Genomic DNA, 20,611 nt, shown 5'->3' with positions numbered 1-20,611 from the left:
TGGACCGGTTCCCCCGGGCTCGCCCGCAGCCACGGTCGTCGGGCCCGGTGCTGCCGCACGCCCGACGGCGCGCAGCTGACCTGCGCTTTCCTCCCGCTGCGGGGGAGCGCGGTCCCTGCGATGCTGGAGGAGGCGAGCGCTACCCACGATCGACACCGGGCGGTGAGCGCATGACAGGGTTCGAGGAAGACGGCGAGGAGCCGAAGGCCCAGGGGGCCGGTTCCCGCGGCGAGGCGGCCCCGGGAACCGACCCGCTGCACGAGCCGGTGCCGGGGGCCGGGTTCGCGGACCCGGCCGTGCCGGGAGCCGGTCTTGAGGAGGCGGCGGAGGGGGTCGTGCCGGGAGCCGGTCTTGCGGAGGTGGCGGAGGGGGTCGTGCCGGGAGCCGGTCTTGAGGAGGCGGCGGAGGGGGTCGTGCCGGGGGCCGGTCTTGAGGAGGCGGCGGAGGGGGTCGTGCCGGGAGCCGGTCTCGCGGAGGCGGCGGAGGGGGCCGTGCCCGCCGACGATCCTTCGGGCGGGACGGCTCCGGCGGCCGATCCGCAGGGTGATCCCTATCTGCGGACACGGTTCGCGATCCCCGCGCGGCCGGCGACGTTCCTGCGCCGCGACCGGCTGCTCGTCCATCTCGACCAGGCCCTGACCACCCCGCTCACCATGGTGAACGGCTCCGCCGGCGCGGGGAAGACCCTGCTCGTCGCCGACTGGGCCGCCGAGCGGGAGCCGTCCGTCGCCTGGTTCACCACCGAGGCCGCCGACCAGGGACCCGGCATGTTCTGGGCGTACCTGCTCCAGGCGCTGCGGGCCGCCGGGGTGCCGCCGCCCTCCGGGGTCGGCAGTCCGGCGGACGCCAGCCGGGTCACCCACACCCTGCTGGCCCGGCTCGCCGCCGACCTCAGCGCCCGCGAGCGGCCCGTCACCCTGGTCCTCGACGAGTACGACCAGGTACGCGACCCCGACATCGCACAGCAGCTGGAGTTCGTCCTGCACCACGCGGGCGGCGGACTGCGCCTGATCCTCGTCACCCGCACGGAACCCCTCCTGCCGCTGCACCGCTACCGCGCCGCCGGACAGCTCACCGAGATCCGCGGCGCCGAGCTGGCCTTCACCCCCGAGGAGACGGCCGAACTCCTCGCGCTGCACGGGCTGAGCCTGCCCCTGCCCGCGGCGGGCGCCCTCGTGGAACGGACCCGGGGCTGGGCCGCCGGCCTGCGCCTGTGCGCCCTCGCCGCCCAGGAGACCCCGGACGCGCAGACGTATCTCAAGGAGTTCGAGGCCGACCGCAGCACCGTCGCCGACTTCCTGCTCGCGGAGGTGCTCAAACAGCAGAGCCCGGAGGTCCAGGACCTGCTGCTGCGGGTCAGCGTCCTCGAACGGCTCTGTCCCGAGCTCGCCAACGCCCTGACCGAGCGGGCCGACTCCGAGCCGATCCTGGCCGAGCTGCACCGGGAGAACGCCTTCGTCGAGGACCTCGGACACGCCTGGTACCGCCTTCACCCCCTGTTCGGGGAGATCCTGCGGGCCCATCTGCGGGTGCGCGCGCCCGGCCTGGAACCGGAGCTCCACCTGCGGGCCGCCCACTGGTTCGGGCGGTCCGGACTGCTCACCGAGACCCTCGGGCACGGGGCGGCCGCGGGCGACTGGGAGTTCACCGCGAGCGCCCTCGTCGACGACCTCGCGATCGGCCAGCTCTTCACCGGCCTGCGCTCCGACGACTTCGTCGAACTGTTCTCCCGCATGGGCCCCGAGGCGGGCAGCCCCGCCACCGAACTAGTCCGGGCGGCCCGGGACCTGTCGCGCTGCGACCTGGAACACGGGCTGGCTCATCTCCGCGCGGCCCGGAGGGGGTTGGCGGAGAAGGAGGCGGCGGACGCCTCGGGGGCGGATGCCGCGCGTACGGCCACGGACGCCGACGCTGCGGAGGCGGGCGGCGCGCCGGGCGCAGCCGGCGCCCCCGACGAGGCCGCCGCCCGGCTCAGCTGCGCCCTGCTGGAGGCCTCCGCCGCCCGGCTGACCGGCTCGCCCGCGCGCGCGGAGGCGGCCGCGGCGGAGGCCGAGAAGGTCCGCGCCCAGGTGCCCGCCCACCTGCTGGACAAGCACCCCGAACTCACCGCGCTGCTGCTGACCCACCTGGGCTCGACCCGGCTGTGGGCCGGACGGTTCGAGGAGGCGAGGGCCGCCCTCACCCCGGCCGCCGACTGCCCCGGCGGCGCCTCGACGGCACTGCTGCGCGAGGACGCCCTCGGCCGGCTGGCCCTCATCGACTGCCTGGACGGCTGGGCCGACCGCGCCGAGCGCCAGGCCCGCGCGGCGATGGCCGAGACCGAACGGTTCGGACTGCCCCGGTCCGCCGGCTCCGGCATCGGGCTGCTCGTCCTGGCCGCGGTGGCCGTCGACCGCAACGAACTGGGCGAGGCACAGGCCCTGCTCGACGCGGCGGCCGAGTCGCACCCCGCGCTGCGGGACCCGGTGCGGGAGGCCGGCCGCGCCCTCGCCACCGCCCGGCTGCAGCTGGCCCGCGGCGACACCCGGGGCGCGCTCGACGCGGTGGAGCCGGCTGTCACCGCCGAGGTCGTCTCGCCCTGGGCGGCGGGGCAGTCGGCGCTGGTCGCCTCCGCCGCGCATCTCGCGGAGGGACGGCCCGAGGCCGCCGTACGCGTGCTGCGCGCGGTGCCGCGGGACCAGGTGGCCTGCGCGGTGGAGGAGGCACGGGCCCGGCTGGCCGCGGGGGAGCCCGGCGAGGCGGTCGAGCTGCTCGACCGGACGCGCCCCGAGGAGCACTGCGGTCCCGCGGTGACCGTCCGGGCCACGCTGGTGCGGGCCCGCGCCGCCGAGCGGACCGGGGATCCCGCCGCCGCGCGCCGTCTGCTCGCCCGGGCCCTGCGCGAGGCGCGGCGCGACCGGCTGCGCCGGCCGTTCCTGGAGACCGGCCCGTGGCTGCGGCCCCTCCTGAGAACCGGCCCCCTCCGGGAGCTGGCCGGCGGGTGGCTCACCCCCGGCGCGCCCCCGCCGCCCGCCGAGGAGGCGCCCGCGGTGGTCGTGGAGGAGCTGAGCGGACGCGAGCGCGATGTGCTGCGACGGCTGGCGATGATGATGTCCACCGAGGAGATCGGGGCCGATCTGTACGTGTCGGTGAACACGGTGAAGACCCACCTCAAGAGCGCCTACCGCAAACTCGGGGTGAACCGCCGCCATGACGCGGTACGCCGGGCCCGCGAACTCGGACTGCTGTGACGGTTCGCCGCGCCGCGCATCCCGGGAAAGATCGCCATCGATTAAAAGTCGGCTTGTCAGGTAGTCGCGTAAATGACCTTGGTTAATCATGGGAATTACCATGAGTGGTTGACCCTGACGCTGTGTGCATGCTCTTATGGAGTCGGTCGATATGCGTCGGCCCAAAATCTCTCGGGGGAGGGGTACGGGGGCAGGGGAACCTCTTTCTGATCGTCGCTTCCATTCGCTTATTCGCGTGCGATTTTTTCATTGCTTCGAGCAGTCTCAAGGGGAATGGGGAGGGTATGGCGACGTCTGTCTCGTATCCCGGGGTGTACATCGAGGAGTTGTCGAGCGGGGTCCGCACGATCACCGCGGTGACCACCTCGGTGACGGCGTTCGTGGGAGCGACCCGGCGGGGACCGATCGACGAGGCGGTGACGATCACCGGCTTCGCCGACTTCGAGCGGCGGTACGGCGGCCTGGACACCAAGAGCCTGCTGAGCTACGCGGTGCAGCAGTTCTTCCTGGCGGGCGGCTCGGTCGCCGTCGTCGTCCGGGTCGCGAAGGGCGCCGAGCCGGCGTCCAGGGACCTCGCGGCCGGCGGCGAGCCGAAGGCGCTGACCGTGACCTCGAGGGACGCCAGCGAGTGGGGCAACGGGCTGCGGGTCGCGATCGACCCGGGCACGACCGACGACACCTTCGGGCTGCGCGTGCTGGACGCCTCCGGCGCGGTGCTGGAGCGCTACCGCAACCTGTCGATGAACGCCGACGCGCCGCGCTTCGTCGAGGCGGTCGTCAACGAGTCGTCGTACATCGACACCAAGGCGACGGGTGACGCGGTGCCCGACTTCTCCGGCACGGTCTCGGCACCGCTCGACCGGCTGCCGGACCTCGTGGGCAAGAAGCTCACCGCGGCCGTCCCGGGCGTTGCACCCGTCGAGATCACGCTCTGCACCGCCGCCGACACCCCGCCCGCGTCGCCGGCCGCGCTCGGCCTTCTGCTGGAGCGGAAACTGCGGGCGGCGTCGCCCGACAAGGCCTTCACCAGGGCGGACGTCGACGTGGCCGGCACCCGGCTGCAGGTCCTGGCCGGCACGGCGGGCGCCACGATGACGCTCACCGGCGAGGTGGCCAACGCGCTCGGACTGACCACGGCCCACCCCACCGCGTACGCGCTGGAGGGCGGCGACGACGGAGAGCCGCCCACCGACGCCGAGTTCCGCGGCAGCGAGGCCGACGGGACGGGCATGCAGGCACTGCGCCAGGAGCCGGACGTCAACCTGCTCTGCCTCCCCGACCTGGCCGGGCCCACCTACGCGGGGGACGCGATCGGCGTGATCGCCACCGCCGTGGAGCTCTGCGAGGACAAGCGGATGCTGCTGATCGTGGACAGCCCGCCGGAGTGGACCGGCATCGAGCAGGCCCGGGCCGGCCTCCCGGCGTACGACGCGGTCCGCAGCGACCACGCGGCCCTGTACTTCCCGCACATCACGATGACCGACCCGCTGACCGGACGGCTGCGCGCGTTCCCCCCGTCGGGAGCGGTCGCCGGGCTGATGGCCAGGACCGATGCCGAGCGCGGTGTGTGGAAGGCGCCGGCCGGCACCGACGTGCGGCTCACCGGGGTGCGCTCGATGAGCGTCAGGATGTCCGACGCCGAGAACGGCCTGCTCAACCCGCTCGGCGTGAACTGCCTGCGCAGCTTCCCGATCGTCGGCCCCGTGGTCTGGGGCGCGCGCACCCTCCTCGGCGCGGACGCGCTCGCCTCGGAATGGAAGTACGTCCCCGTCCGACGGCTGGCGTTCATGATCGAGGAGAGTCTGTACCGCGGCCTGAAATGGGTGGTTTTCGAGCCGAACGACGAGCCGCTGTGGGGCCAGATCCGGCTCAACGTCGGCGCCTTCCTGCACACCCTGTTCACCCAGGGCGCGTTCCAGGGCACCGCATCGCGCGAGGCCTACTTCGTGAAGTGCGACAAGGACACCACGACCCAGGACGACATCAACCGCGGCATCGTCAATGTGATCGTCGGTTTCGCACCGCTGAAACCGGCCGAGTTCGTCGTGGTGAAGATCGAGCAGATGGCCGGCCGGATCGAGGTGTGAGGAATTCGAAATGGCGGAGTTCACTGTCAACGCGCAGCGGTTCGACCCCTACAAGAACTTCAAGTTCCTGGTGCTCTGGGACGGAAAGACCGTCGCCGGGTGCAGCAAGATCAGCCCGTTGAAAAGGACCACCGAGGTGATCAAGCACCGTAATGGCGGCGATCCCAGTTCACCGAGGAAATCCGCCGGCCGGACCGAGTTCGAGGCGATCACGATCGAGCGCGGTGTCACACACGACCCGGAGTTCGACCGCTGGGCGAACAAGGTCTGGATGGTCGGCCAGGGCCTCGGCAGCGAGTCCTCGCTGAAGGACTTCCGCAAGGACATCGTGATCCAGGTCCTCAACGAGGCCGGACAGGTGGCGCTCGCCTACAAGGTCTACCGGGCCTTCCCCTCGGAGTACCAGGTGCTCGGCGAGATGGACGCGAACGCCAACGCGGTCGCCATCCAGCACCTCAAACTCGAGTGCGAGGGCTGGGAGCGGGACCTGGAGGTCACCGAGCCGTCCGAGCCGTCGTACCGGATTCCGTAGGGCCGTGCGGTGGCTGACCCGAGGGAGCTGCTCGCCGCCTGGGAGATCGGGCTCGCGCTGCCCGCCTCCTCGCCCCGGCGGGCGGTGCTCCTGCACGCGCTGGCCCGGCCCGGGCGGGCGGCCGACGACCTGCTCGGCGTCCCCGTCGGGACCCGGGACGCCGACCTGCTCGGCCTGCGCGCCGCGCTGTTCGGCGACGTCCTCTCGGTCCGGACCGGCTGCCCCGCGTGCGGTGCGGACCTGGAGTTCGACGTCGACGCCAGAGGTCTGGCGGCCACCGCGCCCACGGCCGGACCGGAGCCGCTGACCGACGGCGACTGGAGCGTGCGGTTCCGGCTGCCGACGCCCGCCGATCTGCTCGCGGTGGGCGACGGGGCCGCCGAGGACCCACGACGCCGGCTCGCCGCCCGGCTGGTGGTCGAGGCGCGACGCGGTGACCGGGCGGTTCCCGCCGACCGGCTGCCCGAGCGCGTCGTCCACCTGCTCGCCGAGGCGGTGGCGGCGGCGGACCCGGCGGCCGACATCTCGTTCGCCATGGCCTGCCCGGACTGCGGAGGCCAGGTGCGGGCGCAGCTCGACATCGCGACCTACCTGTGGGACGAGCTCGACTCCTGGGCCCGTACGACGCTCGCCGACGTCCACGCGCTGGCCTCCAGCTACGGGTGGACCGAACCCGACGTACTGGCGCTCTCACCGCTGCGCCGCCGCTACTACCTGGAGCTGGCCGGACATGGCTGAGACACGGACACCGGACCTCTTCGACCGGCTGCTCGCCCGCACCGGGGCGGTGCTCCGGCCGGACACCGCGATGACGCTGGCACGGCCGCGGCTCGCGATGCCCTTCGAGCGGCTCCCCGCGGCGCCGCCGACCGAGACCGAGACCGGGATCGAGACCACGATCGACGCGGCCCCCGCCCCGACGCGGCCGGTGCCCGAGACCTCGGCGGCACCCCCGGTGACAGCGGCGGCCGCGGCCGGTCCGCGCGGGACCCCCGCGCCACGACCGTCGGTGCCGGCCCCGATCGAGCGGACCGTGCGGGCGATCGAGACGGTGCGCACCCCGTCGTCGGAGCCGCCCGGCGGCGGGCCGGCGACCGCGCCGGGCGCCCTGCGGAGCGTCGCGGAGCGGCTGGTGCCCCCAGAGGGCGTCTGGGCGCAGCCCGTGCCGCAGCCGGTCTCCCGACGACCCGTCACGGACACCCCGCAACCCGCTCCCCCCGCCCGGCCCGCGGCAGCCGCACGGACCAGGGCCGCGGCCCACGACCCCGTGCCGCGGACCGCCGGCGCCGTCCGGCGGCGCGAGGCGCAGGCCGCACCGGCCGAGCCGTCGGTCCACATCACCATCGGCCGGCTCGAAGTGACGACCGCCGCACCCGAACCGAAGCGCGAACGCACCGGCCGGACCGCACGGCCCGAGCCGGCCGTCGGCCTGGCGGCCTTCCTCGACCGGCGGGAGGCGAGGTGAGCAACTACCTGGCGATCGCCCAGGCCACCGAGGCGCTGCGCGGCCTGCTGGCCCGCTCGGTGCAGTCCGACGTGCCCTACGCCGTCCAGGTCGAGGCGCGCAAACCGCCCGGCGAGCCGGTCACGGAGCCCACCATCACGGTGTTCTGCTACCGGATCACCCCCAACGCCTCCCGGCGCAACGCCGACACCCCCACCCGGGACGGGGCCGGGCGGCTGCGGCGAACCCCCACTGCCGCCTACGACCTGCACTACCTGATCAGCTGCTACGGCAACGAGACCCAGCTCGTGCCGCAGGCGCTGCTCGGCTCGGTGGCCCGCACCCTGCACGAGCAGCCCGCGCTGTCCACGCAGGACCTGGAGACGGCCGCCGGACAGACCTTCCTGGCCGGAGCCGACCTCGCGGCCTCGCCGCAGGCGGTCCGGCTGACCCCCTCGACGATGGATCTCGAGGACCTGTCGAAGCTGTGGTCGACGCTGATCCAGACGCCGTACACGCCGTCGATCGCGTTCGAGGCGTCCCTCCTGCTGCTCGAGAGCCGGCAGACGCCGGCCGCCGGCCGCCCCGTCCGTGAACACCGGGTCCGGGTGGTCGCGGGCCGGCGCCCGGTCGTGGAGGAACTGCGCAGCCGCCCGGCGGGCACGGACGCCGAGCCACGGCCCGGCCCGGTGCCGGTCGGCCACGAGGTGGTGCTCACCGGGCACGACCTGAACGGCGAGAAGGTCGTCGTCGACGTCGGCGGCGAGCCGGTGGACCCGTCCGCCGTGGACGACGGCCGGGTGGTGTTCACCCCGCCCGCCGGCCTGACCGCCGGGATGCACCCGGTACGCGTCCGGCACGCGGTCACGCTCGGCGACGCAGTCCGCACCCTCGATTCGAACGGGATCGCGCTGGCGCGCCAGGCCACCGTGACCGCGTCCCGGGTCACCGCCGGACGGCTCCACGCCACCCTGGACATCGCCGTCGGCGACCGGCAGCGGGTGTCGGTGCTGCTGGACGAGCTGGACGGGCCCGGCAGCCACCGCTTCGACGCGGCGTACCCGCTGCCCGGTCCGCGGGACCCGAGGAGCGTCGAGGTCGCGACGTCGGGCGTCCCCGCCGGCGGCTATCTGCTGCGGGTGCGCATCGACGGCGTCGACACGCGGGTCGGCGAGGACCTGCGCACACCGGCGGTGGTGTTCTGATGCACGACGACGGGCGCGAGGTCGACGCGGCGGTCATGGCCCAGGCCGTGGCCGACGTCCTGGCACGCCTCGACGCGCACGCCCGGACCACCGCCGACGGCGGTGCCCCCGGGCGGCTGCGGCGTCGGTCCCGGCACGCGGCGTCGGACACCGGCGACGGCGGGACCCCGCGGGACCGCCACGACGGGGCGCCGGACGACGCCTCGTACGACGAAGGCGCGCTGGCGACGGTGGTCGACTGCTTCGGGCTGACCCCGTTCGAGCGGGACCTGCTGGTGCTGTGCGCGGCGATGGAGCTGGGGCCGAGGGCGGCGGCGCACTGCGCGGCGGCGGGCGGCCGGGACTTCCCGACCTTCTCGCTGGCCCTCGCGGCGCTGACCGAGCCGCACTGGAGCGCGCTGACCCCGGACGCGCCGCTGCGCCGGTACCGGCTCGTCGAGGTCGCCGAGGAGCCGGTGCTGACCACCGCGCGGCTGCGGATCGACGAGCGGGTGCTGCACTACCTGCTGGGGGTCTCCCAGGTCGAGCCGCGGCTCCAGGGACTGGTCGCCCGCGCCGCCGTCCCCGGCCGCCTGCCGGCGTCGCAGGCACGGCTCGCGGCCGAACTGGCGTCGGCGGTGAGCAGCGACCGGGTGGCGGCGCTCTCCGGCGGCGACCTCCAGACCCGGCGCGAGGTGACCGTCACCGCGGCGCTGGCGGCCGGCTTCGTGACGTTCACCATGTCCGCCGCCGATCTCCCCGCCGAGCCCGCGGACCGCGCGGTGCTGGCCCGGCTCTGGGAGCGCGAGGGCGTGCTGCTGCCCGCCGTGCTGCTGGTCGAGGTCGACGGGGCGGCACAGGCGGCCGCCGCGGAGGCGTTCGTGGCGATGCTGGGCGTGCCGGTGGTGCTGTCCGGTCAGGACCCCCTCACCGCCGCCGCGACCCACCGCGCGCAACTCGTCGTCGAGCCGCTGGAGCAGGCCGAGCAGCGCGAGCTGTGGCGCGCCGAGCTGGACGGCCGCGGCGGTGAGGCCGACGTGGCGGGGCTCGTGGCGCAGTTCAGCCTGCCCGGGCATGTGATCCGGTCCGCCGGCGCGGTGGCGCGCAGGGCGGGCGGCGATGTGGCGGAGGCGGCCTGGCGCGCCGGCCTGGCGCACGCGCGGATCGCGCTCGACGAGCTCGGCCGCCGGGTGGAGCCGCGTGCCGGCTGGGACGACCTGGTGGTGCCGGAGCGGCAGCGCGGGATCCTGCGCGAGATCGTCGCGCACGTCCGGCAGCGCGCCACCGTCTACCAGGACTGGGGGTTCGAGGACGTGCTGCGGCGCGGGCTCGGCGTCACCGCGCTCTTCGCGGGCGGCAGCGGCACCGGCAAGACGCTGGCCGCGGAGGTGGTGGCGGGCGCGCTCGGCCTGGACCTGTTCGTCATCGATCTCTCCCAGGTGGTCAGCAAGTACATCGGCGAGACCGAGAAGAACCTGCGCCGGATCTTCGACGCGGCCGAGCGCGGCGGCGCGGTGCTGCTCTTCGACGAGGCGGACGCGCTCTTCGGCAAGCGCAGCGAGGTGAAGGACTCGCACGACCGGTACGCGAACCTGGAGGTCAGCTATCTGCTGATGCGGATGGAGTCCTACCGCGGCCTGGCGATCCTGACCACGAACCAGAAGAAGGCCCTGGACCACGCGTTCCTGCGGCGGCTGCGGTTCGTGGTGGACTTCCCCTTCCCCGACATGACCGAGCGGGCCGAGATCTGGCGGCGGGTGATCCCGCCCCGGGCGCCGGTCGACGGGGTCGCGGTCGAGCGGCTGGCGCAGCTGACGGTGGCCGGCGGCAGCATCCGGAACATCGCCCTGTCGGCCGCCTTCCTCGCCGCCGACGAGGGCACCGAGCTGCGGATGCGGCATCTGCTCGCCGCCGCGCAGACCGAGTACGCCAAGCTCGAGCGCTCGGTGACCTCCACGGAGGTGGCCGGATGGGTGTGAGCCTGCACGTGGACGAGCTGGTGATCCGTGGCGTCGACGGGGTACGGCGCGCCGACGCCGACCGGATCGCGCGCGCCTTCACCCGGGAGCTCACCCGGCTGCTGACCGAGCGGCCGCCGACCGCCGAGGCCGTCTCGTACGACGTGTTGAGCGGTCTGCGTCCGTTGCCCGCCACCGCCTCGCCGCGTCGCCTCGGCCGTGAGTTGGCTCGGGCCGTGCATCGGGAGCTGGTGCGGTGAGCGCCGTCATGCCGGTGCGGCAGCAGCAGCCCGAGCCGCCGCGCCGCAGGCGCCCGAAGCGGCCCACGCCACTGCGGGAACGAGGGGCCCGGCGCACACCGCCGGCGCCGGACGCGGTGCTGGCGCAGGCCGGCAAACCGCTGGAGCCCGGGGTCGGGCGCGTGATGGAGGAGTGGCTCGGCCATGACTTCGGCGCGGTACGCATCCACAACGACCGGGACGCCGCCGCGCTGGCCGCGCTGGTCGGCGCGGACGCCGTCGCCGTCGGCCAGGACATCTTCTTCGCCGCCGGCAGGTACCGCCCGGAGACCGCCGAGGGGCTGCGGCTGCTCGCGCACGAGCTCCTGCACACCGTGCAACTGCCGGACGCGCCCGGGCGGCTGCGGCTCGGCCGGCAGGACGGCACGCTGAGCCGGCCGCTGGACGGGGTGGAGCGCGAGGCCGAACAGCGGGTGGACCGCGCCCTCGGTGAGCGGGGCACGGCGACCGGCGGTGAGCGGGCGGTGGCGCGGCGGGGCGCGCAGTCGGTGTCGTGGCTGCGGTTCATCAGCGTCGACGTGTCCCAGCTGCGCGCCGAGCAACTGGACCCCGCGGCGCTGGTGGACCGGATCGTCGCCGGTGTGGTGCGTACGCTGCGCGGCGACCCGGCGGACGCGGCGGGGCGGGTGCGGCAGCAGCTCGTACGGCTGGCGCCGCAGCTGCGGTCCGACGTGCTCGACCGGCTGCGGCAGCGGCTGCCGTCGGCCGAATACCTGAGGATCGAGCACCTGGTGCTCGTGGCCGACACGGCCGCGGGCCCGCCCGTGGACACCGCCGTCGTCCCGGAGCCCGTGGTGGAGCCCGCCGAGCGGGAGCGGACCGAGCGGCGCGACCGGGCCGAGCGGACGGCGGGCGACGAGCGCGAGCGTGCGGACCGGGAGCGGGACGGGCGCCAGGAGGAGCGGGACCGGCAGGACGCCGAGCGCGACAAGGGCGCGGCGCTCGACGACCGGGGCGGCAGGGACTCCGCCCCGGAGGACCGGCACAAGCGCGGGGACGACGAGCACCGCGAGGCCACCGAGCGGGACCAGGCCACGGACCAGGGCGAGGCCACCGAACGGGGCAAGCGGCAGGAGGCGGAGGGCGCGGAGGCTGAGGGTGCGGAGGCGGAGGGTGTGGAACAGCCCGCCGCCCCCGGAGACCGCTCGGCTCGGGCGGAGGCAGCGGCGGGAGGTGCGTCCGCCCCGCCGGAGGTGGCCGCGCCCGGGGCCGGGGCGGGCCCGGCCGGCCCGGAGCCGGTCGGTCGGGCACCGGTCGTCGGGGCCCAGGTCGCCACGGCCGCCCCGGCCGACGGCGGAGGCGCCGACCCGGTGCGCGAGGACCGCGCCGAGGAGGTGGCGAACGACCCGCAGGGCCCCCTGGCCCGGCACGGGCTGCTGAAGGAGCGGGGCACACGGGACGAACCGCCCGAGCAGGAGAGGCCGCTGCCCACCGAGGCCGACGCGGAGGCCGAGGTACCGGCACCGGAGGCGGCCGCCGAGCCCGAGTCGCCGCAGCAGGTCGCCGACCGGGCCGAGCAGGCGGCGGGGGCGGACCGGCCGGCGCCGGACCGGGTGCCGAAGACCGACCCGGACCTGTCCGCGGTGCCGACCGTCGACGACGAACTGAACGCCGAGCCGCGGAGCACGCCACCGAAGCCGCGCGCACTGCCGGGCATGCCCGCACCCCCGCCGGTCGAGGCCGAGCCACGGGATCCCGACCGCGCCGAGCAGGCCGAGCGGGCCGCCGAGCCGGAGCTGGAGCGCGCCGACGCGCCGGGCCCGCAGGACGGGGCGGTCGAGGGCGAGGGGGCCGCGGCCGGCACACCGGGGGCGGAGGCCGGGACCGACGTCGACGCCACCGAGCCCGCGGGCCCGCCCGGCGGTTCGGCCGAAGGCACGATGGCCACCACGACCGGTTTCGCGGAGCCCCCCACCGCGACCGCCGACGGTCCGGCCGCCGAACCCGCCACCGCAATCGCCACCGGTCCGGCCGCCGAACCCGCCGGGGCCGGGCCCGCCACGGCCCCGTCCGCCACCGCCGGACCCGCCGCCGAGGAATCCGTCGCTCCGGGCGGGAGGGGCCCGGAGGAACCACTGCCGACGGAACCGATGCCCGGCGACCCCCAGCTGGCGGAGGCCGCCCCCGGCGGCAGCCCGGCGGCGGCGCCCGGACGACCGGCGCCCGGACAACCGGGGCCAGCAGGCACCCCTCCCGGCGCCGGGCCCGAGGGGTCGCTGGAGACCGGCGGCGGCGGATGCGCCGGAGCACCGGCGGCCACGACGGAGGCCGCCGCCCAGGACGGGGGCGGCGGCTGCGGCGGAGGCGGCGCACCGGCCCCGGCCGAGCGGACCCCCCAGGCGCAGCCGCCGCCCGACGTCTCCGGCCAGGAGCCGACGGCCGCGCTCGCGACGGTCTCGTCCCAGCCACCGGCCCGCATGCCGCAGGCACTCGGCGGCGTCGACCGGGCCGTGGACACCACCGTCGGCAAGGAGCACCAGGACATCCGGGACGCCCCGCCGACGCTCGAACGGCCCAGCGGCGCCCCCCGGACCCAGGCCGGGGCCCCGCCGACCGGTGAGCCGGTGTCCACCGCGGTCGAACCGATGACGGAGGTGACCCCGCAGACGCTCGCCCGGCAGCGCGAGGCCGACCCGCCCCCGACCGCGGACACCCCGAACCCCGCGACCCGGGTCCAGGACCCGGTCGTCGTCGCCGGGGGCGGTGAGGAGAAGGCCGGCGAAGCGGAGATCCAGCGGCTCCAGGGCGCGGTCGACGGCGTACCCACCCGGGACGACCGGTTGTACACCACCGTCGGGGCCGCGCCCAGGGTCCGGCTGGAGGGCGGGACCGACCCGGCGCTCGCCGACGAGCAGCACCGGCAGACCGAGGACCGGATCCACCGGACGCACGCGCTCGGCCGGCAGGACGCGGCGGTCGGGCTCGGCGAGTACCGGATCTACCCGGACGCGCCCGGCGAGACACTCACCGCCTCGGTGCCCGGCCGCACGCCCGCCGTCGGCGCCCCCGCCGCGATGGGCGCCCCGGGGACCGGCGCGGCGGACCCGGAGACGGTGTCGGCGGTCGCCCTACAGGAACGCGGCCCGCAGATCCAGGCGGGCTTCGCCGACGGCCGCGGCCGGATGGGCCGGGCCGGGCAGGACCAGCAGAACCAGTCCGACCGGGCGAGTGCGGACCACCGTGCCCAGGTCCGGCAGGCCGTCGCGGAGAACAGCGACCAGCAGGCCGCCGTACGCCAGGAAGCGCGCGAGGACGCGGCCGGCCGGCGCGGTGCGTGGCGTGACGAGCAGGACAGGGCGGTCGAGGACACCACCCGGACCGCGACCGACGCGCACGGCAGGGCCCGCGAGGACACCGCGGCGAGGAAGACCGAGGCCGACGCCGCCGTCGACCGGCGCAGGAACGAGGACAACGACCGGATCGGCAGGGAGCGCAGGGCCGCAGAGGAGAAGGCCCGCAAGGAGCGCGAGGCCAAGAAGCAGGAGTCCTCCGGCTGGTGGGGCTGGGCCAAGTCCAAGGTCAAGGCCGCGTTCGACGCGCTCGTCTCGGTGATCAAGGGTGTCTTCGACCTGGCCGTCAGGGCGATCGACGCCATCAAGGAAGGCTTCAAGAAGGCGGTCGACGGGCTGATCGACCTGGCTGCGAAGGCGATCACCGGCATCATCAAGGGCCTCGCGCACGTGCTCCTTGCCGCGGTGAGCGCGATCGCCACCGTCTTCCCGGGCATTGCGGAGAAGATGCGCAGGGCGATCGTCTCGATGCGCGACGCCGCCGTCGCCCGGGTGCAGCAGCTCGCCGACCGGCTGAAGAAGGCGGTCCACGCGCTCGTCGACGCACTGGCCGACGCGTTGGTCGCGGTCCTGCGGCTGTACGAGAAGGCGCTGCTCGCGGCCGTCGAGGTGGTCCGCGGCGCGGTGACGAAGGCGATCGAGTTCGTCGACTCCGCGCTCCGGCTGCTCGGTGACGCCGCGGCGCTGGTCAAGGACATCGCGCCGGACCCGATCGGCTGGGTCCGCAAGCTCGGCGCCACGGCCCGGGACGGGGTCCGCACCTTCCTCTGGGGCGCGATCAAGAGCGCGGTCAGGGCGTGGTTCGACGAGAAGGTCGAGTCCGTCGTCGGCATCGGCAAGATGCTGTGGAACGTGCTGGTGAAGGGCTGTATGTCGGTCGCGCAGATCGGCAGGATGGCCTGGCGGACGATCGTGCAGTCACTGCCCGCGATGATCGTCTCGCTCGTCGTCGAGAAGCTGATCGCCCTGATCGTCCCGGCCGTCGGCGGCATCCTCGCCATCGCCCAGGGCGTGATGGCGGCCTATCAGAGCGTCAGCAGGGTCATCGCCGCCTTCAGCGCGTTCCTGACCTTCCTGAAGGCCGTGAAGGCCGGTGGCGCGGCGGCGGCGTGCCTGTTCGCGCGGGCCGTGGCGGCCGGGGCGGTGGCGCTGCTGGAGTTCCTCGCGAACTTCCTCATGGCGCGGATCGGGAAGGCGCTGAAGGGCGTCGGCACCCGGCTCAAGGGCATCGCCGAGAAGATCATGAAGGGCCTGGGCCGCGGCGCCCGCGCCGTGCGGAAGACCGCCGGCCGCGGGGTCGACGCCGCCCGGAACGCGCTGCGCCGCGGGGTGGCGGCCGTCAGGCGCGGTGCCGTCGCCACCGCGCAGGCGGTCCGGCGCGGCGTCACCGCGACGGCACGGGCCGTGCGGTCGGGCGCGCGCCGGGTCGGCGCCGCCGCCCGGGGCGGTCTGCGCGCCGCGGCCGGCGGGGTACGACGTGCGGCGGGCGCGGTCGGCCGGGTGGTCGGGCCCGCGCTGAGAACGGTCGGCCGCACGATCCGGCGGCTGGGTGCGGGGCTCGCGCACAGCAGGCTGGGCCGCGCGCTGACGGCGAGCGCCCGCAGGCTGAGGAACCTGGTGGCCAAGGGCAGGGAGAAGTTCCGGGACTGGCGCAGGAAGGTCGCCGACCGACGCGCGCAGAACCGCCGGAACACCCGGAACAAGCCCCAGGAGTCCAAGGAACAGCGGCTCGCCCGGATCACCGGACGGCTGCGGCCGGTGCTGCGGAAACTGGTACGGCGCGGTGTGCGGGAGCACATCCTGCGCGCCGCGCTGATCCCGCTGCGCCCGTGGTACCGCCTCAGGCGCCTCTACCTGACCGGTCGGCCCGTCCGCAACGTCCTCGCCGGTCTCAGCCCGGCCGAACCCTTCCTGCCGCTGGACGAGGTCGGCGAGAACGAACTGCTCCGCATCGTGCGCGAAGAGGTCGACGCCCTGCTCAGGACGCGGCGTTTCAGGGAGATGGCGGACGAGGTGAGGGCCGAGAAGATGGACCCCCGGCAGGTCGATCCCGAGGCCTGGCGGCGGAGCGTGAAGATCGACCCGGCGGTGCCGTCGCGCCTGACGTCCATCACCGCACCGTCCGGCGTGTCGCCCCTCGCGATCGCGCACGGCGTGAACCAGTTGATCTCCGAACGCCGGATCGCCCGAGCGCGGTTGATCACGCTCGGCGGGCGCACACCCGTCGTGATCGCCTCCCTGCGGGTGACCGGGAGCGACCCGGCCGGCCGCTGGAGGCCGATGGCGCAGGGCCCCGCCGGCGTCTGGCGGCCGGTCACCTCGGTCAGCCTCGACTACCCGGGGTTCGCCGCCGCAGCGGCCGCCGACCCGGCCACCACCGTCCAGGCCCTGCAGTATGCGCACGCCGGCAACTTCGACGCGCTCGGGAAACTGCCGGCACAGGCGCAGATCGGGGCAGTCGTCCCCCTGGTCGCGGAGCCGATGCGGGCCCCCTATCCGGGAGTGACGAGTCCGGCGCTGCTGCGGGTCTCGGCGGCGGCCGTCGCCGGACGTCCCGGAGGCATCCCGGCCTCGGAAGCCCTGAAGACGATGCCCTACGCACAGCCCGGATCGGTCGGTGCGTCGGCCGTCATGGCGTACCGCGAACGGAAGGCGGCCGGCGAGGGGGTGCGCCCGCGCGAGCCGTGGCACGTGCGGCGCCCCGGCGGCGAGTCACCGGAGATGCTGCGGACCAGGATCGTCACCATGATGCGCGCCCTGCTGCTGGTCGAGGGGATCGTCATCCCCGAGTCCGGCAGGGAGGAGGCGCAGCAGGCGTTCCTCGGCCATGTGCGCAGGTTGCTGCGCGACCCCGCGATCCAACGGAGGCTGTTCGGTGGTACGTGACATGAGCGGAGAGGGTGTGGAACGGCACGTCCTGAGCCGGCGGATGGTGCTGCGCTCACGCGGTGACGAGCGCAAGGTCCGACGTCTCGTCGACGAACTGCGGATGGTCCCCCTCGGCGAGGAACGGCCGGCTGCCGCGCTGCTCCAGCGGTCCTGGCAGATGTCGCCGGGCGTCTTCTTCCAGGCCCTCACCGACGAGCGGGCCGACGCCACCGCGGTCGTGCTGGTCGGGGACGACCAGGAGCAGGTGGCCCGATTCGCCGAGCTGGTCGAGCGGTTCGTGCAGCCGCTCACCGACGAGGAGTTGCTGGCCGCGATCACGTCCGCGCGGACGGCGACGGAGCGCGCCCGGGCGGTGCTGACGTCCGGACTCGGAGCCCCGTTCGCCTACGACGCCCGGTACTTCGAGCGGATCACCGCCGCGATGTTCGACAAGGACCGTGAGGTCCGCGCGGCGGGTCTGGCGGCCTCGTCGTACGCGTTCTGGCCGCAGTACCTCGAACCGCTCGCGGCGATGGCCGAGTTCGACGAGGACCCGGTACTGCGCGAGGACGCGGGTGTCGCGCTCGAGGCGCGGTACGACGCGCCCGACGTACGGACCGAGGGGGAGGAGGACGGATGACGAGGTACGCGGATCTGCCCAGACCGGTGCAGGCCGGGATCGTGATCGTGGACCCCGAGCGCGGGACGCCGCAGCGGATCGTCGTGCTGCAGTTCAATCCGGATTCGCTGGAGCGCAGCATCGCGCCGCAGGCGGGCGGTGGGGAGCAGCAGGGGGACCGGACCGAGGCGTTGCGGCTCAAGGGGCCGGCGGTCGAGTCGTGGAAGTTCACCGCCGAGTTGGACGCCACCGACCAGCTCACCGTGCCGTCGCCGCTCGGTGTGCACCCGCAGCTGGCGGCCCTGGAGATGCTGATCCAGCCGCCGGCCGCGCAGGTGCGGGCGAACAGCCGGCTGGCCGCGCTGGGCATGCTCGAGATCACGCCCGTCGAGCAGCCGCTGACGCTGTTCGTGTGGGGCCCGCGACGCGTCGTACCGGTGCGGCTGACCGAGCTGTCGGTCACCGAGGAGGCCTTCGACCAGCAGTTGCAGCCGATCCGGGCGACGCTCGCGGTCGGGCTGCGGCTGCTGACGGTCAGCGACCTGCCCGCCGGGCACCGCGGCGCGGAGCTGTATCTGGCGCACCTCGCACAGAAGGAGCGCCTGGCGGGGCAGCTCGCCGCGGGCCGGCTCGCCCAGCTCGGACTGACCGGCATCTGAGACCCGTACGACGACGAACCGTCGCGACACGAACGAGACGAACGAGACGAAGGGGGAAGCGCGTGGCAGGGGTGCTCGACGACATTCCGGCGCCGGACCCGTATCCGCGGACCAGCAGGTACCACGGCATCGGGCAGTCGGTGCACACGACGGCGGACGGGCGTGAGATCCCGTACACACCGCGGCGGATCCTGCCGCCGCCGGAGCGGCTGGCGCAGATCGACGCGCATGTGGTGGCCGAGGGGGACCGCGCCGACAACCTGGCGAACCGGTACCTGGGCGACGCCGAACAGTGGTGGCGGATCGCCGACGCGAACCCCGTCATGGATCCGGCCGACCTGACCCGGACCCCGGGCCGGGTCCTGCGGATCACGCTGCCGGACCGGACCGGCTGACCGGACGACGACCGCACACCGGGTCGCGAGTGGCCGGTGCGCACCGAGAGAGGGGGGAGCGATGGCCGAGGCGCCCGTGCGGTTGTTGCTGATGATGGGACGGCAGATCGCCGTGCCGGCGCCCGAGGCGGTGACCGAGGCGCTGCTGTCGGCGCAGATCACGGTCAGCGCCGGGCAGCGCAGCGGGTTCCAGCTGGCGTTCGACCTGTCCAGGAGCGGTCTGATCGCGCGGACCCTGCTGCCCTCCGGGTTCTTCGACCCGCCGACCCGGGTGGTGCTGACGGCGATCGTGCGGGGAACGCCGACGGTGCTGATGGACGGGATCGTCCTGCGGCACGAGGTCGGGGTGAGCGGGGTGCCGGGGCAGTCGACGCTGACGCTGACCGGCGAGGACCTGACGGTGCTGATGGACCTGGAGGAGCGCGAGGGCGTGCCCTATCCGGCGATGGGTCCTGCGGTCCGGGTGGCGACGATCATCGCGCAGTACGCGCAGTACGGGATCGTGCCGCTGGTCGTCCCCGAGCTGGTGCCGCAGACCCCTCCGCCGACACAGCGGGTGGACTTCCAGAAGGGCACCGACCTCGGGTACCTCAACGAGCTGGCCAAGGCGAACGGATACGTCTTCTACCTCGACCCCGGTCCGGTGCCGGGCGTCAGCAAGGGCTACTGGGGACCCGAGGTGCGGCTGGGCGTCCCGCAGCACGCGCTGACCGTGAACTCCGACCACCTCTCCACCGTGGACCAGATGACGTTCGGGTTCGACGGCTCCGCCCGGGAACAGCCGGTCGCCCGCGTCCAGATCCCCGCCACCAAGGTGGCGCTGCTGCTGCCGGTGCCCGAGGTGAGCGTGCTGCGGCCGCCGCTCGCGGCCCGGCCCGCGCCGGCCCTGAAGAAGAAGGTGATCGCGGACACCGCGAAGAAGGAGCCGGCGCAGGCGGTCGCCGAGGCGCTCGCCAGGGCGGTCGAGTCGTCCGACGCGGTGAGCGGCTCCGGCCAGCTGGACGTCACCCGCTACGGGCAGGTGCTGCGGCCCCGCGAACTGGTCGGGGTGCGCGGGGCGGGGCTGACGTACGACGGCCTCTACTACGTGAAATCCGTGACGCACAACCTGCAGCGCGGCTCGTACACCCAGAACTTCACCCTGGCCCGCGAGGGCCTGGTGTCCCTGACCCCGGCCGTGCTCCCGTGAGGACGACAGATGCCAGAAGCGACGAAGTACCTCGGCAAGTACCGCGGCACCGTGGTCAACAACGTCGACCCGTTGCAGCAGGGCCGGATCCAGGCCACGGTGCCGGACGTGCTCGGCGACACCCCGTGCACGTTCGCGATGCCGTGCCTCCCGGTGGCCGGCCCGCAGACCGGGATGTACGCCGTCCCGGTCCTCGGGGCGGGGGTGTGGATCGAGTTCGAGCAGGGCGACCCCAGCTTCCCGATCTGGACGGGCTGCTGGTTCGGCTCGGTGGCCGAGGTGCCGCCGCCCGCGCTGGCCGGGCCGCCGGGGCAGCCGAACATCCTGCTCCAGACCCGCGGCCAGTACAGCGTCCTCCTGTCCGACCTGCCCGGCGGCCCCGGCATCACCCTGCGCTCACCGGGCGGGGCGGTGATCACGGTCAACGACACCGGGATCCTGATCAGCAACGGCAAGGGCGCCACGATCTCGCTGGTCGGCACCATGGTGGACGTCAACGCCGGTGGACTCACGGTGACCTGACGATGACGAACGTCCTGCACGTGAACGCGACCGTGAGCTGCCCGCACGGCGGGCGGGCGTCGTACCTGCCCGCCGCCCCCCGGGTGAACCTGTCCGGCCTGCCGGCCGCCACGGTGGCCGGCGTCTGGCTGATCGCGGGCTGCCCGTTCACCGTCGGGCCCAAGCCGCAGCCGTGCGTGACGATCCGCTGGGTGACACCGGCGGCGCGGGTGACGGTGGCCGGGGCGCCGGTCGTCACGCAGGCGTCGACCGGGCTGTGCCTGAGCGCGGAGCAGGTCCCGCAGGGGCCGCCGCTGGTGACGGTCGTACAGCAACGAACCAAGGGGGTCTGAGCA

15 protein-coding genes are annotated in these 20,611 nt (G+C 74.7%); all 15 read left to right on the top strand.

Annotation, left to right across the window (positions count from 1 at the left end; genetic code table 11):
• Nucleotides 1–170 precede the first annotated feature (170 nt).
• The 15 genes from AQJ58_RS31275 to AQJ58_RS31205 all read left to right on the top strand — a co-directional run bounded on the left by AQJ58_RS31275 (nt 171) and on the right by AQJ58_RS31205 (nt 20,608).
• A complete protein-coding gene (locus AQJ58_RS31275; protein ID WP_079079344.1) occupies nt 171–3,230 on the top strand; it encodes a winged helix-turn-helix domain-containing protein in 3,060 nt (1,019 codons plus the stop codon).
• Nucleotides 3,231–3,514: 284 nt separating this feature from the next.
• Nucleotides 3,515–5,317 carry a phage tail sheath subtilisin-like domain-containing protein gene (locus tag AQJ58_RS31270; RefSeq protein ID WP_067256218.1) on the top strand — a complete coding sequence of 601 codons (1,803 nt, stop codon included), beginning with the start codon at nt 3,515–3,517 and terminating at the stop codon, nt 5,315–5,317.
• Nucleotides 5,318–5,327: 10 nt separating this feature from the next.
• Entirely contained in the window at nt 5,328–5,849 is a 522-nt protein-coding gene (locus tag AQJ58_RS31265) for a phage tail protein (protein WP_067256216.1), read from the top strand.
• 9 nt (nt 5,850–5,858) lie between these two features.
• A complete protein-coding gene (locus tag AQJ58_RS31260) occupies nt 5,859–6,587 on the top strand; it encodes a hypothetical protein (protein WP_067256214.1) in 729 nt (242 codons plus the stop codon).
• Complete coding sequence (locus tag AQJ58_RS43550) at nt 6,580–7,314, top strand: hypothetical protein (RefSeq protein ID WP_067256213.1); 735 nt, start codon at nt 6,580–6,582, stop codon at nt 7,312–7,314. Before AQJ58_RS31260 ends, AQJ58_RS43550 begins: the two co-directional genes overlap by 8 nt.
• Nucleotides 7,311–8,498: a Pvc16 family protein gene (locus AQJ58_RS45515; protein ID WP_067256211.1), complete on the top strand. Its 1,188-nt coding sequence runs from the start codon at nt 7,311–7,313 to the stop codon at nt 8,496–8,498. The genes AQJ58_RS43550 and AQJ58_RS45515 overlap by 4 nt, the downstream gene beginning before the upstream one ends.
• Nucleotides 8,498–10,456, top strand: a complete 1,959-nt coding sequence (locus AQJ58_RS31245; protein ID WP_067256210.1) for an ATP-binding protein — start codon at nt 8,498–8,500, stop codon at nt 10,454–10,456. Before AQJ58_RS45515 ends, AQJ58_RS31245 begins: the two co-directional genes overlap by 1 nt.
• The gene (locus tag AQJ58_RS31240) at nt 10,453–10,695 is read left to right on the top strand and encodes a hypothetical protein (protein ID WP_420712194.1); all 243 of its coding nucleotides are present in this window, start codon (nt 10,453–10,455) and stop codon (nt 10,693–10,695) included. The genes AQJ58_RS31245 and AQJ58_RS31240 overlap by 4 nt, the downstream gene beginning before the upstream one ends.
• Nucleotides 10,692–16,910 carry an eCIS core domain-containing protein gene (locus AQJ58_RS31235; protein ID WP_107122199.1) on the top strand — a complete coding sequence of 2,073 codons (6,219 nt, stop codon included), beginning with the start codon at nt 10,692–10,694 and terminating at the stop codon, nt 16,908–16,910. The genes AQJ58_RS31240 and AQJ58_RS31235 overlap by 4 nt, the downstream gene beginning before the upstream one ends.
• A gap of 1 nt (nt 16,911) precedes the next feature.
• Nucleotides 16,912–17,532 carry a hypothetical protein gene (locus AQJ58_RS31230; protein ID WP_067256204.1) on the top strand — a complete coding sequence of 207 codons (621 nt, stop codon included), beginning with the start codon at nt 16,912–16,914 and terminating at the stop codon, nt 17,530–17,532.
• On the top strand, nt 17,529–18,170 hold the full coding sequence (locus AQJ58_RS31225; protein ID WP_067256202.1) for a hypothetical protein: 642 nt from the start codon (nt 17,529–17,531) through the stop codon (nt 18,168–18,170). Before AQJ58_RS31230 ends, AQJ58_RS31225 begins: the two co-directional genes overlap by 4 nt.
• Before the next feature lie 62 nt (nt 18,171–18,232).
• Entirely contained in the window at nt 18,233–18,565 is a 333-nt protein-coding gene (locus tag AQJ58_RS31220) for a LysM peptidoglycan-binding domain-containing protein (protein ID WP_067256200.1), read from the top strand.
• Between the two features lie 61 nt (nt 18,566–18,626).
• Entirely contained in the window at nt 18,627–19,754 is a 1,128-nt protein-coding gene (locus AQJ58_RS31215) for a hypothetical protein (protein ID WP_067256198.1), read from the top strand.
• A 9-nt stretch (nt 19,755–19,763) separates the two neighbouring features.
• Nucleotides 19,764–20,276 carry a phage baseplate assembly protein V gene (locus AQJ58_RS31210; RefSeq protein ID WP_067256196.1) on the top strand — a complete coding sequence of 171 codons (513 nt, stop codon included), beginning with the start codon at nt 19,764–19,766 and terminating at the stop codon, nt 20,274–20,276.
• A gap of 2 nt (nt 20,277–20,278) precedes the next feature.
• Complete coding sequence (locus tag AQJ58_RS31205) at nt 20,279–20,608, top strand: hypothetical protein (protein WP_067256194.1); 330 nt, start codon at nt 20,279–20,281, stop codon at nt 20,606–20,608.
• The last annotated feature ends 3 nt before the right edge of the window (nt 20,609–20,611 follow it).

This window comes from Streptomyces sp. DSM 15324, from assembly GCF_001514285.1.
In the GTDB taxonomy this organism is placed as follows: domain Bacteria; phylum Actinomycetota; class Actinomycetes; order Streptomycetales; family Streptomycetaceae; genus Streptomyces.
Note: the sequence above shows the minus strand (reverse complement) of the source record. Positions and strands in the feature narration are given on the sequence as shown.

Coding starts and splice junctions, on each gene's coding strand:
- AQJ58_RS31245 (WP_067256210.1), top strand. CDS start 8,498: ATGCACGACGACGGGCGCGAGGTCGACGCGGCGGTCATGGCCCAGGCC.
- AQJ58_RS31265 (WP_067256216.1), top strand. CDS start 5,328: ATGGCGGAGTTCACTGTCAACGCGCAGCGGTTCGACCCCTACAAGAAC.
- AQJ58_RS31270 (WP_067256218.1), top strand. CDS start 3,515: ATGGCGACGTCTGTCTCGTATCCCGGGGTGTACATCGAGGAGTTGTCG.
- AQJ58_RS31205 (WP_067256194.1), top strand. CDS start 20,279: ATGACGAACGTCCTGCACGTGAACGCGACCGTGAGCTGCCCGCACGGC.
- AQJ58_RS31275 (WP_079079344.1), top strand. CDS start 171: ATGACAGGGTTCGAGGAAGACGGCGAGGAGCCGAAGGCCCAGGGGGCC.
- AQJ58_RS43550 (WP_067256213.1), top strand. CDS start 6,580: ATGGCTGAGACACGGACACCGGACCTCTTCGACCGGCTGCTCGCCCGC.
- AQJ58_RS31215 (WP_067256198.1), top strand. CDS start 18,627: ATGGCCGAGGCGCCCGTGCGGTTGTTGCTGATGATGGGACGGCAGATC.
- AQJ58_RS31210 (WP_067256196.1), top strand. CDS start 19,764: ATGCCAGAAGCGACGAAGTACCTCGGCAAGTACCGCGGCACCGTGGTC.
- AQJ58_RS31225 (WP_067256202.1), top strand. CDS start 17,529: ATGACGAGGTACGCGGATCTGCCCAGACCGGTGCAGGCCGGGATCGTG.
- AQJ58_RS31230 (WP_067256204.1), top strand. CDS start 16,912: ATGAGCGGAGAGGGTGTGGAACGGCACGTCCTGAGCCGGCGGATGGTG.